This is a genomic window from Chitinophaga sp. LS1 (genome assembly GCF_034274695.1).
Lineage (GTDB): Bacteria > Bacteroidota > Bacteroidia > Chitinophagales > Chitinophagaceae > Chitinophaga.
Genome location: NZ_CP128362.1, coordinates 1,735,239 through 1,750,344, shown reverse-complemented (window position 1 = coordinate 1,750,344; position 15,106 = coordinate 1,735,239). Strand labels below are relative to the sequence as shown.

At 43.2% G+C, this 15,106-nt stretch carries 11 protein-coding genes; 8 read left to right on the top strand and 3 right to left on the bottom strand.

Features of this window, described 5'->3' with window-relative positions; translation table 11 throughout:
* The 4 genes from QQL36_RS07210 (at window position 1) to QQL36_RS07195 (ending at window position 5,833) form a co-directional block, all read left to right on the top strand.
* Complete coding sequence (locus QQL36_RS07210) at window positions 1–1,011, top strand: PorP/SprF family type IX secretion system membrane protein (RefSeq protein WP_321569392.1); 1,011 nt, start codon at window positions 1–3, stop codon at window positions 1,009–1,011.
* A gap of 16 nt (window positions 1,012–1,027) precedes the next feature.
* Window positions 1,028–3,037 carry an OmpA family protein gene (locus QQL36_RS07205; RefSeq protein ID WP_321569391.1) on the top strand — a complete coding sequence of 670 codons (2,010 nt, stop codon included), beginning with the start codon at window positions 1,028–1,030 and terminating at the stop codon, window positions 3,035–3,037.
* A gap of 407 nt (window positions 3,038–3,444) precedes the next feature.
* Entirely contained in the window at window positions 3,445–4,854 is a 1,410-nt protein-coding gene (locus QQL36_RS07200; protein ID WP_083722926.1) for an MATE family efflux transporter, read from the top strand.
* A gap of 55 nt (window positions 4,855–4,909) precedes the next feature.
* Window positions 4,910–5,833, top strand: coding sequence for a PfkB family carbohydrate kinase (locus QQL36_RS07195; protein WP_321569390.1), 924 nt, complete (start codon window positions 4,910–4,912; stop codon window positions 5,831–5,833).
* A gap of 188 nt (window positions 5,834–6,021) precedes the next feature.
* Here QQL36_RS07195 and QQL36_RS07190 read toward each other — a convergent pair whose 3' ends face one another.
* Window positions 6,022–6,819 (bottom strand): S1/P1 nuclease, encoded by a 798-nt coding sequence (locus QQL36_RS07190; protein ID WP_321569389.1) that lies wholly within the window; start codon window positions 6,817–6,819, stop codon window positions 6,022–6,024.
* 219 nt (window positions 6,820–7,038) lie between these two features.
* Here QQL36_RS07190 and uvrB point away from each other — a divergent pair, with 219 nt between their 5' ends.
* The 4 genes from uvrB (at window position 7,039) to QQL36_RS07170 (ending at window position 13,086) form a co-directional block, all read left to right on the top strand.
* A complete protein-coding gene (uvrB, locus tag QQL36_RS07185; RefSeq protein ID WP_083722929.1) occupies window positions 7,039–9,093 on the top strand; it encodes an excinuclease ABC subunit UvrB in 2,055 nt (684 codons plus the stop codon).
* Window positions 9,094–9,668: 575 nt separating this feature from the next.
* Entirely contained in the window at window positions 9,669–11,051 is a 1,383-nt protein-coding gene (locus tag QQL36_RS07180) for an ammonium transporter (protein ID WP_083722930.1), read from the top strand.
* Between the two features lie 254 nt (window positions 11,052–11,305).
* A complete protein-coding gene (locus QQL36_RS07175; protein ID WP_083722931.1) occupies window positions 11,306–12,385 on the top strand; it encodes a porin in 1,080 nt (359 codons plus the stop codon).
* A 35-nt stretch (window positions 12,386–12,420) separates the two neighbouring features.
* Window positions 12,421–13,086: a DUF2461 domain-containing protein gene (locus QQL36_RS07170; protein ID WP_083722932.1), complete on the top strand. Its 666-nt coding sequence runs from the start codon at window positions 12,421–12,423 to the stop codon at window positions 13,084–13,086.
* A 318-nt stretch (window positions 13,087–13,404) separates the two neighbouring features.
* Here the strand turns inward: QQL36_RS07170 and QQL36_RS07165 are convergent, their stop codons facing one another.
* Together QQL36_RS07165 and QQL36_RS07160 are read right to left on the bottom strand one after the other, a co-directional pair.
* Window positions 13,405–13,656, bottom strand: coding sequence for a hypothetical protein (locus QQL36_RS07165; RefSeq protein ID WP_143708839.1), 252 nt, complete (start codon window positions 13,654–13,656; stop codon window positions 13,405–13,407).
* A gap of 288 nt (window positions 13,657–13,944) precedes the next feature.
* Window positions 13,945–14,934: an aspartate-semialdehyde dehydrogenase gene (locus QQL36_RS07160; RefSeq protein ID WP_083722933.1), complete on the bottom strand. Its 990-nt coding sequence runs from the start codon at window positions 14,932–14,934 to the stop codon at window positions 13,945–13,947.
* Window positions 14,935–15,106 lie beyond the last annotated feature (172 nt).

The following is a 15,106-nucleotide window of genomic DNA, read 5'->3' as shown; positions in this document are numbered from 1 at the left end:
ATGAAGAATAAGAATATATTTGCTATTGCATTAATGGCGGCTGCAGCGTTTCTGCCAGAATTAACCAGGGCGCAGGTTGACCCCCATTTTTCTCAGTACTATGCTTATCCGTTGTGGCTCAACCCCGCACTGACAGGTGTGATCGACGGCGACTACAGAGCCAGTGCCAATTACCGTAACCAATGGGTGAATATTGGGCAACCTTTTTCTACTATGGGCTTCTCATTTGATGCAGCAGCAGCGAACAATGTAGGGATTGGTATCAATGTGACGAACATGAAAGCAGGTGATGCCGGTTACAATTACTTCAATGGAATGGCCAGCTTCTCATACAGGGGCGTACGTTTCGGCGCTACGGGCACCAGTCAGCTGGTATTCGGTGTGCAGGCAGGTATGATCAACCGCCGTATTGATCCATCTAAATGGCAGTTGGGTAGCCAGTACGATCCTGTAATTGGATTCGACCCTACAAAATCCAGTGGAGAGAATATCAATACTACTTCCTCAAATGTATTTGATGCCGCCGCCGGTGCGATGTTCTTTGATGGTAACCCTAATCACCAGTTTAACCCATTTGTAGGGGTGTCTGCGGGCCATCTTACACAGCCTGTAGATCCTTTCGTGACAGGGGCTAACAGGAAACTGCCTGTTCGTTACCTCGCACATGGTGGTAGCCGTATTAAGATAAATGATGTGTTTAGCCTTACCCCAAATGGTATGTACCTGCGACAGGGTAATGCCGAAGAAATAGTAGCAGGTGTGTATGGATCCGTACTGGTAAATGAAGACTTCGATTTTCTCATAGGTGGTAACTACCGCTGGAATGATTCTGCTATTCCATTTGCCGGATTTCATTTCAGAAACTTTGTACTGGGCCTCAGTTATGATGTAAACGCCTCCAATCTGAGAAGACTGGTAAATGGCAGCAACAGTTTCGAAATTTCCCTGTCTTTCATCAGCCGCAAGAAGAAAGTGTATGGAGAGGAATACTTCATATGCCCACGGTTGTAAAACAAAAAAATAACGGATGAAAAAAATTGCACACTATTGGCTGGCCATCGTTTGCTGCTTATTTACGGTTCACTCTCTAAAGGCACAGTACGTTTACGATTATAAGCGGACAGGCGATGTGTATTACGAAGCCAAAGACTATTATTCTGCTGCGCAGTATTACAACAGAGCACTGGGTACATTCAAAATAAATGCGAATGAAGTGCTGCCCTACCAGGCTGGCAAAAAAGGGAAAGATATAGGTAAGATCAAAGATTATGAAACTGTGAAGTATAGATTGGCAGAGTCTTACCGCATGTATAACGATTTTGGGAATGCAGAGAAGTATTATGAAGAGGTGGTGAGCTACAACAACAATGAATTGTTTCCACTGGCCCGCTTCTGGTATGGCGTATGTTTGCGTGCAAATGGTAAGTATCCCGAAGCTATTGAACAATTCAAACAGTTTAAGGACAAGTATACCAAGGTAGATGAAATAAGTGCGCGGGTAGCGCTGGAAACTGCCAGCTGTGAATTTGCGATCTCAGAAGCCAGTCGTACACCAGGTTACATCGTTACAAAACTGAATGGCGATGTAAACGTAGGAGGTGCTAACTACGCTCCTTCCCTGCTGGGGAAAAATGTTCTGCTGTATACTTCTTCCCGCCCTGATACGACAATACTGGAAAAAAAGAAAAAGGAAAATCCTTATATCAACAGTTTATTTCAGGCCGATGGAAAGGATGCTTCCTTCAGTAATAGCCGCCCCCTTGCCATACCTGAAGTAAAGGGTATAGATCAGGGTGTAGCTGCGGTCAGCCCTGATGGCAATACCATTTACCTGACCCGCTGGACAAATAAAAACGGGGTAAAAGTTGCTGCTATTTATTCAAGTACCCGTAGTGGCAGCACCTGGTCAGAGCCAAAGGCATTAGGTCCAAACGTAAACGTAGATGGCTATAGCTCTATGCAGCCATTTGTAACTGCAGATGGGAAGTACCTGTTATTTGCTTCCGGCAGACCAGGTGGTATGGGTAAGAATGACCTGTGGTATAGCATGCTGGATAAAAATAACCCGGGTCCTGCCAGAAACATGGGTACTGGTATCAATACCCGCGATGAGGAACAGGCCCCTTTTTATGATGGCGACAGGCATATGCTGATCTTTAGTTCCGATGGCCGTGTGGGGTTGGGTGGACTGGATTTCTATTCCAGCGAGGGGGATTTCAGCAGTTGGGCAGTTCCTAAAAACTTAGGTGCACCACTGAACTCTCCAAAAGATGATATCTACTACGCGACGTCTGACTGGTCGCACCCTATGAATGGTGGCTACATCAGCTCTGACAGAGAATCTGTATGTTGTCTGGAATTGTTTAACATCAAGAGGATTTCCAAGTCAATACATGGTATGGTCATGGATTGTGATAACAACCTGCCATTGTCAGGTGCAAAGATCACCCTGATTGATACCGTTCAGCAAAAAGTACTGCAACAGGTAACACTGGATGAAACTGGCCGTTACCGTTTTGAAGTAGCGCCTAGAATGAATTATAAGATCATGGCGGAGAAAGAAAATTACTTCTCCAAAGCGATCTTTATCAATACAGATCAGCTGGAGAAAGTGGATTCCATGGAGAGTCCTACCATCTGTCTGAAACATTATGAAATAGGCAAGCCAATTATCCTGAAAGATATCTATTACGACTTTGATAAAGCGACACTCCGTTCGCAATCACTGATTGTACTTGATACAGTAGTTTCTATTATGCTGGATAATCCGAATATTATCATTGAAATGAGCGCTCATACAGATGGTAAGGGTAAGGATGATTATAACATGAAATTATCTCAGCGCCGGGCACAATCCTGTGTTGATTACCTGATCAGCAGAGGTATCCCGTCATCCCGTATGATTGCGAAAGGTTATGGTAAAACCAGGCCGATTGCACCGAATACCCTGCCTAACGGTAAGGATAATCCGGAAGGAAGACAGCTGAACAGAAGAACAGAGTTCAAGGTGTTGCGCGTAACCCAGTTATCGCAATAATCTATAAAGAAGGTTAAACCCACCACGAGGTGGGAGCCATATCCTATCGAAAAGAGGACCATCATAATAATGGCCGGTTGTAAGACCGGCCATTATTTTTTATGAAGTGTAAAGCATGATCCCCGTATAATTGATGTCAGGGCTAGAATAAAAATATAGGTTAAATGGGGTTCGCTAGTTTTCATGAAACGGGTATAGGGTATAAAAAGTTACAATTGCTATAAGATTATCTTGTATTTATTCTTCCAGCCAGCTTTAAGAGAAAAAAAACTACCTTAGTATCCTTCAATCAACGAACTATGGAAATGTAATTCCCGATCCGGTACGTCCGTGATCCTTCTTTCGACCTCCAAATTTGCGGTACATCCGTACCAACTTTCATTGCTAACTTCTATAACAATTTGACAATGCAGCAGGTAGCTGACAATCGTCTGCGCAGGGTATTCCGGTTATTTATATCGGCAGTATCAGGCACAGAGACTGAGTTTACGACCGGTAGTATTAACCGGGCCATCTTTTTATTATCTGTACCCATGATACTGGAAATGGTGATGGAATCACTATTGGCAGTAGTAGATATATTTTTTGTGAGCAAGCTGGGTACCCATGCCATCACAACAGTAGGCTTAACTGAATCTATATTGACACTGGTATACACCATTGCGTTCGGGATGAGTATGGCGGCCACGGCAGTGGTGGCGCGGCGTACAGGTGAAAAGGATCCGGATGCGGCAGCGCATAGTGCGGTTCAGTCATTGTATATCGCTGTGGGCTTTTCGGTGCTGATCAGCATATTGGGTGTTGTATTTGCCCGCGATCTGCTTACGCTGATGGGCGCTCCTGCTGAGGTGGTAGAGCATGGTAATATCTATACCCGTATGATCATGGGTAGTAACCTGGTGATCGTATTGTTGTTCCTGATCAATGGTATATTCAGAGGTGTGGGCGATGCTGCTATGGCGATGCGTTCTCTCTGGATTGCGAATATTGTGAACATCATTTTATGTCCTTTATTCATCAATGGTTTGGGCCCAATACCTGCCATGGGATTGATGGGTGCGGCACTGGCCATTTGCATAGGCCGTGGTGTGGGCGTAGTGTATCAACTGTATAATCTTTTTGGTGGCAGGGGATTGATAAAAATATCTGCCCATCATTTAAAGCCTGATTTCCCTTTGATCGGCAGGTTGCTGAAGATTGCCATGGGTAGTACAGCTCAGTTGCTCATTAATACGACCAGCTGGATCTTTTTGGTACGCCTGATTGCGCGCTTTGGCGAAGAGGCGGTGGCAGGGTATACCGTAGCTATCAGAGTGGTAATATTCACCCTGTTGCCGGCTAGTGGCATGGCGAATGCGGCCGCAGCGCTGGTGGGTCAGAACCTCGGTGCAGGGCAGCCAGAGAGGGCAGAGCGTTCTGTGTGGAGAGCGGCGTTTTTCAATATGGTCTTTTTGGGTTTTGTATCGCTCTTCTTCATACTGGCAGCGAAGCCCATCATCCTGTTGTTCACGAAGGAAGCTGCGGTGGTGGCTTATGGTGCACAGACATTGCAGGTAGTAAGTCTGGGTTATATCTTCTATGCTTATGGCATGGTATTGTCGCAGGCATTTAATGGAGCCGGCGATACCCGCACTCCTACTATCATCAATATCTTTGGTTTCTGGATGTTGCAGATGCCGCTGGCGTGGGTATTGTCAGTACATCTGAACTGGGGGCCTACCGGGGTTTTCACGGCTATAGCGGCCGCAGAATCCGTGATGGCTATAGCATCAATCATCATATTCAGAAAAGGATGGTGGAAGCGGGTAAAAGTTTAATTACCTTTGCGCGTGTTCAAAATATCTAACTAAACTCATTTAAAACGATTAACACATGTCGCTCACAGTTGTAGGCACTATGGCATTTGACGATATAGAAACCCCATTTGGAAAGTCAGGAAGAATAGTAGGTGGTTCCGCTACTTACATTGCATGGGCTGCATCCAATTTCGTACAACCTATTAACCAGGTATCTGTAATAGGCGGGGATTTTCCTGAAGCAGAACTGGAATCCCTGGGGGCCAAGGGCGTAGCACTGGAAGGTGTTCAGGTAAAGAAGGATGAAAAATCATTCTACTGGTCCGGTAAGTATCATATGGATATGAATACCCGCGATACCCTGATCACTGAGCTGAATGTACTGGCTGAATTCAGCCCTGTGATTCCTGATAACTACCAGGGTAGTGAGTTCCTGATATTAGGTAACCTTACACCACAGGTACAGATGTCTGTGATCAAACAAATGAAGACCAGGCCTAAGTTGATCGTAATGGATACAATGAACTTCTGGATGGAAGTAGCGCTGGATGATCTGAAAAAAGTACTGAAAGAAGTAGATGTGCTGCTGGTAAATGATGGAGAAGCTCGTCAGCTGTCTGGTGAATATTCATTGGTAAAAGCGGCGCGTAAGATCCTGACAATGGGTCCCCGTTACCTGATCATCAAGAAGGGGGAGCATGGTGCGTTGTTGTTCCATGAGAACCATGTATTCTTTGCACCTGCATTACCATTGGAAGATGTATACGATCCAACCGGTGCTGGCGATACATTTGCAGGCGGTTTCATTGGCCACTTAGCAAGAACAAAAGATATCTCTTTTGAAAATATGAAGACTGCGATTATTGTTGGTTCTGCAATGGCTTCTTTCTGTGTGGAGAAGTTTGGTGCGGATCGTTTGAAGACAATTACGCAGGAAGATATTACAGCGAGACTGGATCAGTTTGTAGAGTTAGTGAATTTCGATATTGATTTAGTATAGTTAAATAAATCTTTTGGGCATAAGCCGCTGCGATTGTTTTCAACTAAAAGCCCGCCGCAGGTGCCTGCCAAAAAAAAGAGCGTGTATCAAAAGAAAGATACACGCTCTTATTATTCAGATACCTAATGGATACAGGTTTCTATTTATTCGATTCTCAGAGGTTTTATTTATGACAACCTCATTTTTTGCTATTTATAAATTTCGTTTAAGATAGCTGCCAGTCTTAACCCTCCTTTCAATAACTGACTATTCAGATCCTTCACAAAAAGATAATTATACTTATAACTCAACTTCTCTCCTGCCGGCGTCTTATCATAAATCTTATCCGCCATCTGATTAGACTCATACAACCAATCCTTCACACTTCCACTCTGCATCACCTTTATCTGTCCGGCATCTGCCGTATCCAGCGCGGCTGTATACTCTGTATAACTCAGCTGTTGAAAATCTATCAGCTGCTCATCCCACACTCTATGTAAGTTAGACTGATTACCAAACCACATTACCTGAATCTTATTACCACCCTGATCTTCATCTCTACCCACATGCAAAGGCTGATGCATATCTCCAATCATATGTATCAGGTAAGTCATTGCCAGCCACTGTTCTTCTTTAGTACCTTTACGGGATTTCAATTCACTGATCAACGCTTCGGTCTCATCATACAGATTCTCTTTCTTCACTGTCTTCAACGTTGCTTCCATTCCTGCTTTATCTATATGCGCAGGAAAATCGACAAAGTGCCAGCTATAACGATGATCATAAGTATGTGTCGTATCGCTCTTGATGTAATCAGGCCATGTAGATACCATCGCCATACTTTCTTTTCCAAGAATGGCCTGAACGGCTTTTAAGGCTTTGGGTGTAAGGTGTCTGTAAGCAATCTCAGCAACAATGCGGTGTCCCGTCACGCCCCATGCAAAAACAGATAGTGGTATGAGCGGTAATATCAGGCCCAGACCAAGCAGGTATAACTTCTTAAGCATAAAAAAATAAATGAGCTGGTTAAGTCACTAAAAAGTAAAGGTAATGACTTATCATTGATACTACTGACCAGTCATCCAATTCTCATCAGCAACCATCAAAAGCATGCCGGCGTACTTCCAGCCAGTGACTCAATTCCTTCATGCTGCCGGCTGCCGGCCCTATATTGCTATTGCCGAAGGCTGCAGCGATCGTTTAACCATTTCTTAGTAAATTTGGGTATGCCATTTAAAATTCATTCACCTTACGCTCCCTCCGGCGATCAGCCGGGAGCAATCAAAGAACTGGTGGAAGGCGTGCAGGATGGAGCTCCTTACCAAACCCTGCTAGGGGTAACAGGTTCAGGAAAAACCTTCACTGTAGCCAATGTGATCCAACAGGTACAGCGCCCTACCCTCGTGCTCACCCACAATAAAACACTGGTAGCTCAGCTCTACGGCGAATTCCGCCAGTTCTTCCCCGACAATGCTGTCGAATATTTCGTGTCATATTACGACTACTACCAGCCTGAAGCATACATGCCGGTTAGTGATACTTATATAGAAAAGGATCTCGCCATCAACGAAGAGCTGGATAAGCTGCGTCTCAAAGCCACTACCAATCTGCTCTCCGGTCGCAGAGACATCATCGTGGTAGCGAGTGTATCCTGTATATACGGTATGGGTAACCCTACCGATTATGAAAATGGTATCATCCGTTTACACAAAGGCCAGACCATTAGTCGTAATACCGTTTTACATGGTCTTGTGAACTCTTTGTACACCCGTACCACCGGTGATTTTAACCGTGGTAATTTCCGTGTAAAAGGTGATACGGTAGACATCAATCTGCCATACGTAGACTATGCCTACAGAATTACCTTCTTTGGTGATGAGGTAGAAGAGATCGAAAGCTTTGATATACAGAACGGGAAAAGGATCGGCACCATGGACAACGCCGCCATCTTCCCTGCCAATCTTTACCTCGCTCCAAAAGATATGATGCAACAGATCATTTTTGAGATACAGGATGAGCTGAAAGCACAGGTAGATTACTTCCGTGCAGAAGGAAAACATATAGAAGCCCAGCGTCTCTCAGAAAGGGTCAATTATGACCTCGAAATGATCAGGGAACTGGGTTATTGCAGCGGTATTGAAAACTACTCCCGCTTTCTGGACAGACGTACGCCTGGTACCCGTCCATTCTGTCTGTTGGATTACTTCCCGAAAGACTTCTTGTTAGTAATAGACGAGAGCCACGTAACCATCCCTCAGATTGGCGGTATGTATGGTGGTGACCGTTCCCGTAAACTCACTCTTGTCGATTTTGGTTTCCGCCTCCCCTCTGCGCTGGACAACCGCCCACTGAACTTTTTCGAATTTGAGAACCTGGTGAACCAGGCCATCTTCGTAAGTGCGACACCTGGTGATTATGAACTGCGTCAGACAGAAGGTGTGGTGGTAGAACAGGTAGTGAGACCAACCGGTCTATTGGAGCCTCCTATTGAAATAAGGCCCAGTATAAATCAGGTAGATGATCTTTTGGAAGAAATAGACAAGCGTGTGCAGAGTGGCGGCCGTGTACTGGTCACGACCCTCACCAAGCGTATGGCCGAGGAAATGGACAAGTATCTGCAGCGTATTAATATTAAGTCAAGGTATATCCACTCCGAAGTGGATACTCTGGAAAGAATAGAAATCCTCCGCGATCTGCGCTTAGGTAATATAAATGTACTGGTGGGTGTGAACCTCCTCCGTGAGGGGCTTGACCTGCCAGAGGTGACGCTGGTCGCCATCCTGGATGCGGACAAGGAAGGGTTTCTCCGTGATGAGCGCTCCCTTACCCAGACAGCAGGTAGGGCGGCGCGTAACGTAGATGGACTGGTGATCTTCTATGCGGATAAGATTACGGACAGTATGCAGCGTACCATCGACGAAACTGACCGTCGCCGGGAAAAGCAGGTTGCCTACAACCAACTGCATGGTATTACCCCAAGAACGGTGCTGAAGAGCAGGGAGCAGATCATGGGGCAGACATCTGTATTGGAAATCAAGAACTTCGATGAGAATTCGCCGATGGCCGTACATGATGAGGTAACCCTGGTAGCAGAAAATGCCGTGGACTACGCCAAGCAGGTAGCCGCTTCCAGGACCATTCCTCAAATGGAGAAGTCAATCGCCAAAGTCAAAAAGGATATGGAGAAGGCGGCGAGAGATCTGGACTTCATGGAAGCTGCCAGACTCCGCGACCAGATGTTTGCTTTGCAGCGTGAGCTCGATGCTATGAAAGAATTATAATTAAATTATCTTAATATGAAGATTGAGGGCATTTAACCTTTGATTTTTCAACCTTCTTTCATGAAAAAAAGGTTTTGTCATTGGCAAAACCTTTTTTTCATGGTTTGGATTATAAAAAGATCAAAAAATGTGTCTAAAAATGAAAGTCACTTCCTCTAAGAAACCATTAAGTAGTAAAATTAATATTGTAATTTTTAATATATGATATTGGGTTTAAAGTAAATCCGTACAACGTAACAAAATATAAATAATGTTTATGTAGTTGTTTTACATAAAATTGCAAGCCTCATCTCCCAAATGCAGTAATACTCAAAAGCCCTGTGTTAGAAAATTGTTAATTCCTACTTAAGTACCAAATAATGAGCTTATTATCAATAAGTTATATTTTGATATAATCATTTCTTCCACTCACAGAATGACCAAAATCATTATTAATATTATTATTAATTATAATATAGTTAGCATTTGACCCTTTTTAGCCTGTATTTATAAGATGATTTCTATTTTTGACCCCATCTATTTGATAATTTAAATTTATCCCTACTTTTATTGAAGAAATTTAAAATTGCATTGCTATGAAGAAAACATCATTTCAAGACTATTTACCCTTTATTATTCTGGGATTGGTGGCGATAATTGGTTTATTCATGAAGAATGAGCCACTTTTTGTAGATACTGAGGGAAAATACAATTATGGTGACATCGCGTGGATTCTGGTATCAACCTGCCTGGTATTTTTCATGACACCTGGTCTGTCATTTTTCTATGGTGGTATGGTGAACCGCAAGAACGTGATCTCAACCATGATGCAGAGCTTCATAGCTACGGGCCTGATCAGTATATTATGGGTAGCTGTAGGTTTCAGCTTGTCATTTGGTAAATCTTATCACGGTTTTATCGGTGATCCATCTACCTTCTTCTTCTTTAAGGGGGTATCTTCCAGCGCGCCATGGTCTGGTGCTCCTACTATTCCTTTACTGTTGTTCGCGCTTTTCCAGCTGAAATTTGCGATTATCACGCCTGCTTTGGTAGTAGGTGCTACAGCTGAAAGGATCAGGTTTACATCTTACGTATTGTTTATGGTGCTCTTCTGCTTACTGATATATTGTCCAATTGCACACTGGACATGGCATCCGGAAGGTTTCCTTTTCAAGCTTGGTGTAATCGACTTTGCAGGTGGTACAGTGGTACACATTTCTGCTGGTTGTGCTGCACTTGCTGGTGCCCTGGTACTGAAACGCCGTAAAGATCATATTGAAAAGAAAGAATTGCAACCTGCAAACATTCCATTCGTACTGTTAGGTACTGGTTTGCTGTGGTTCGGCTGGTTCGGTTTCAACGCCGGTTCCGCTGTATCAGCTGGTGGTCTGGCTGCATCTGCTTTCGCAACTACTAACACTGCTGCTGCTGCTGCTGGTTTGTCCTGGATCTTCTTCGATGTGGTTCGTGGTCGTAAAGCTTCTGCACTGGGCTTCTGTATCGGTGCCGTAGTTGGTCTGGTAGCTATTACACCTGCTGCAGGTTTCGTAGGTATCCCACAGAGTATTTTCATGGGCTTCATTGCTGCGATCATTTCCAACATGATGGTTCATTATAAATCTAAAACCGCTATCGACGATACACTGGATGTATTCCCTTGTCACGGTATCGGTGGTATGGTAGGTATGCTGCTCACAGGCATATTCGCTACAAAAGCTGTGAACGTAGTAGATGGTTGGTTCTATGGTAACTTCGATCTGTTCAAAACTCAGTTCATCGGTCTGTCAATCGTAGTAGTATACAGCTTCGTTGTATCCTTCGCGATCTTCAAACTGATTGATGCTTTCCACCCACTCCGCGTAAGCGAAGAAGAAGAAGCACTGGGTCTGGATGCTACACAGCACAACGAAAGCTATCATCCAAACATGATGAGCGTATACGACAATGGCACACTCAAGGAAGAGCCAATCGTAGACTAATGAAGATTATATAGTGAGTTTGATATACCCAAAACATTTAGAATAGCTAATAATTAACACGGGAAATTGTAGATAGCAACATTTTATCAACCAGATATTTTATCAACCAATTTCTTATTTGTTTCGTGTAAAAATTTTCCTTCCCCAAGGTTAATTATTAGCTATTCTTTCTTATTGCCTTAACTGGCCCTTATCGTTAGAAGCAGCCACCACGTAGATTTAGCACACTCCTTTTATCATCCAAATTTTACTGCATGAAAAAACTTTTTTTGACAGCTTTCGCTGTCAGCCAGATTTCTTTTGCCTATTCCCAAACGGTGGATTCTACCAAAGCTCCATTAGTGAATATCTCCGGATCAGCAGATGTTTATTACAAGTATAATTTCAACGGTAACAGCACAGACAATAAGACAAGCTTCACTAATTCGCACAATAGTTTTGAACTGGGTATGTTCTCACTCAAAGCAGAGCATACATTCCAGAAAGGTAGCATCGTAGCCGATCTTGGATTTGGCAGAAGAGCTGCGGAGTTTTCATACAATGATCATCCCGCTGATAAGGGAAGTATGGAAATGGCAGTCAAACAGCTCTACCTCAGTTACCAGGTGCTGGATAAACTGAAAATCAGCATGGGTAGCTTTGCCACACACGTTGGCTATGAGCTTGTAGATGCCTATCAGAACAGGAACTACAGTATGAGTTATATGTTCAGCAATGGTCCTTTCTTCAATACTGGTGTAAAGGCAGATATCACCATCAATGAGCACCTGACAGCAATGTTTGGTGTATTCAATCCTACTGATTTCAAATCGGCTTCCTGGTCGAATAGCAAATATATCGGCGCACAGATTGGTTACAGTGCCAATACTACACCACTCAAACTCTACCTGAACTACCTGGAAGGCCGCGATACTGCCGGTATTCAGAACCATCAGATAGACTTCGTAGCACTCTATAATGTGAGTGATGCAATCGGATTTGGTTACAATGGTACTGTGAGCACCTACAAGAATACGCGTGAAAAAGAAGCAATCGATAACACTGCCAAATGGTGGGGATCGGCTTTATACATGAACATTGATTTCAACAAGACACTGGGTGTAACATTAAGGGGAGAGTACTTTGATGATGCCGATGGCCTCAAGACCTTTGCTGGTACTACCGGTGGTCATGTAATGGCAGGTACGGTATCTGTGAACTATAAAGTAGGCAACCTGACTATTATCCCTGAATTCAGACTCGACAAAGCATCAGTAGATATTTTCAACAAACACGACGGTGCGCCTGTAAGCACCTCTCCAAACGTTTTAGTGGCTGCAACGTACCATTTCTAAAAGCTATTTTATATTTTGTGTACAAAATCTGATGCATGTTACAGCCCACCACGTTGAAATTTTTGAAATCACTGAACAAGAATAACAATAAGCCATGGTTTGATGACCATAAAGAGGACTATCAACAGGCCAAATCCGACTTTGATAGTGTAGTACAGCAGATACTGGATGGCCTGTGCAAACAGGATCCTGCACTGATCGGACTACAGGTAAAGGACTGTACATTCCGTATATACAAAGATGTAAGGTTCTCAAAAGACAAGACACCTTACAAAACAAATATGGGCGCTGCATTTGCCCCCGGTGGTCGCAAAACACCCCATCCGGGCTATTATTTCCACCTGGAACCAGGTGGAAATAGCTTTGCAGGCGGTGGCCTCTGGATGCCTGAAGCATCCGTATTAAAGAAAGTAAGACAGGAAATAGACTACAACTTTGAGGAATTCCAGCAGATTATATCCAATAAGGATTTCATCCGCTACTTTGGTAAAATAGAGGGAGAAGCACTCAAAACTGCGCCGCAGGGGTACCAGCCGGACAATCCGGCCATAGCTTACCTGAAACTAAAAAGCTTCACAGTATGGCACCACATCTCGGACGATGCTGCCTTACAGCCTGCACTTGTTAGAGAAATTCTGAAAATCTTTGCTGTCATGCAGCCTTTTGTAAAATTCATGGATCGGGCACTGGACCTGGAATAATGGTTCCATCTTAACCCAATCTCCGGGCTGACCAAAAAGCTATGGTTGCTGCACTTGTTGTGCAATGACTGTTATAGGCTTTTTAGTCAGCCCTTTTTCCGTTTTCAACACCGTCTTCAGTAGGACAAAAAATTTTAACCCTGTGCATGACTTGGAGCACAGGCAATTAACGTTCTTCTACAATACACTCTTCGATTTCTTAGACAATCTCCACCACAAAATAGACTCGTCTGTAGTCCTATCTGCCGGATATGTATACCTGACATATACACATGTTAATAAGGCCAACAGATAAATACGGGACGAATACTTTGCTGGCTAGTTTTTGTGGATCAGGAACTCAAATGGCCTTGCCTTGCGATTCTTCAACAGGTTTTCTTTGTCCGTTTTAGTATGCGCAAAACGTTGGTTATACACGTTGGCTACCTCAATGATTGGGATAATGCCATCCAGTGTATCATGTTGATCCACAATGTTCATGATGCGTGATACTTGTGAAGAAAAGTTGTTGCTCCACTCTTCAGTAAATTTGTGCATCAATAAAAGCTCACGATTGGCGTTGGTTTTCATAGGACTTAAGGGTGTTTACGGATTTGTGAATTTTAGTTCTGTCAGCACCTTACTTTCTTTAAGTTTGAACTTTTTTGGCAGAAGTAAGTTGGCATAGGATTATTAGTACCAAAATTGAATTTTATCCTTCATTAATCAATACTACTTCTGTGTAATTTTTGTTGTGGTGATACAAATTTCTCATCAGAATAATACTAATTGATACAAAAAGAGCAAGTGGTAGGTCACTTGCTCTCAATAGTTTATGTTATAACGTATATACGTTAGCGAATATCACGGATGGATTAATTAGATCCATTTCTGTGCATGTAAAAATTCTGCTATTTGCACTGCGTTGGTAGCTGCACCTTTACGCAGATTATCTGCGACAATCCACATGTTTAAAGTCTTCTCCTGGGTCTCATCACGACGCAAACGACCTACAAACACTTCATCTCTCTCATGTGCATCTTTTGGCATCGGATATTTTGCATTTGCAGGATCATCTACTACTATTATACCCGGAGTGTGCTCTAAAATGCTGCGTACTTCACTCAATTCATACTCATTATCGAATGCAACGTTCACAGATTCACTGTGTCCACCCATTACAGGGATACGAACAGTTGTAGCAGTGACACGAATGTTACTATCCCCCATGATCTTTACAGTCTCCTTCACCATCTTCATCTCTTCTTTCGTATATCCGTTTTCGAGGAATACATCGATTTGAGGAATCACATTCAGATCTATCTGGTGAGCGTAAGCTTTAGGTCCTTCTACACCTTTACGTTCATTCATTAACTGTTCTACTGCTTTTACACCAGTACCGGTTACTGACTGATAAGTAGATACTACTACACGATTGATCTTATATTTCTCATGCAGTGGATTTAATGCCAGTACCATCTGGATGGTAGAACAGTTTGGATTGGCAATGATCTTATCTTCAGGAGTCAGTGTTTTACCATTGATCTCTGGTACTACCAGTTTCTTGGTAGGATCCATTCTCCATGCAGAGGAGTTGTCAATAACAGTAATACCTGCTTCAGCAAATTTAGGTGCCCACTCTGTAGATGTGCTACCACCTGCAGAAAACAGGGCTACTGCTGGCTTCATGGCAATTGCCGTATCTGCGCTGACTACCTTATACTGCTTGCCCTTAAATGTTACTTCCTTACCTACTGACTTCTCAGAGGCTACTGGTATGAGTTCTGTAACTGGGAAATTTCTTTCCGTCAACACTTGTAACATTTTTGAGCCTACCAGTCCGGTAGCTCCTACTACGGCAACTTTCATTGTATTTACATTTTAATTTTTTGGAGATGCGAATTTACTACAACCTTATCGGTTTTCAATGTATGTCTATGAATCATAGAAATTCACTAATTTTAACTACTTATCATTAGTAAATAATTAAGAAATGAGGTTTCCCATTGTTTGTGTTTGCATGCTTTTGCATGCCCTTTCT

Bases quoted from the DNA above. Each gene is read 5' to 3' on its own strand.
- QQL36_RS07210 (WP_321569392.1), top strand. From the start codon at position 1: ATGAAGAATAAGAATATATTTGCTATTGCATTAATGGCGGCTGCAGCG.
- QQL36_RS07205 (WP_321569391.1), top strand. From the start codon at position 1,028: ATGAAAAAAATTGCACACTATTGGCTGGCCATCGTTTGCTGCTTATTT.
- QQL36_RS07200 (WP_083722926.1), top strand. From the start codon at position 3,445: ATGCAGCAGGTAGCTGACAATCGTCTGCGCAGGGTATTCCGGTTATTT.
- QQL36_RS07195 (WP_321569390.1), top strand. From the start codon at position 4,910: ATGTCGCTCACAGTTGTAGGCACTATGGCATTTGACGATATAGAAACC.
- QQL36_RS07190 (WP_321569389.1), bottom strand. From the start codon at position 6,819: ATGCTTAAGAAGTTATACCTGCTTGGTCTGGGCCTGATATTACCGCTC.
- uvrB (WP_083722929.1), top strand. From the start codon at position 7,039: ATGCCATTTAAAATTCATTCACCTTACGCTCCCTCCGGCGATCAGCCG.
- QQL36_RS07180 (WP_083722930.1), top strand. From the start codon at position 9,669: ATGAAGAAAACATCATTTCAAGACTATTTACCCTTTATTATTCTGGGA.
- QQL36_RS07175 (WP_083722931.1), top strand. From the start codon at position 11,306: ATGAAAAAACTTTTTTTGACAGCTTTCGCTGTCAGCCAGATTTCTTTT.
- QQL36_RS07170 (WP_083722932.1), top strand. From the start codon at position 12,421: ATGTTACAGCCCACCACGTTGAAATTTTTGAAATCACTGAACAAGAAT.
- QQL36_RS07165 (WP_143708839.1), bottom strand. From the start codon at position 13,656: ATGAAAACCAACGCCAATCGTGAGCTTTTATTGATGCACAAATTTACT.
- QQL36_RS07160 (WP_083722933.1), bottom strand. From the start codon at position 14,934: ATGAAAGTTGCCGTAGTAGGAGCTACCGGACTGGTAGGCTCAAAAATG.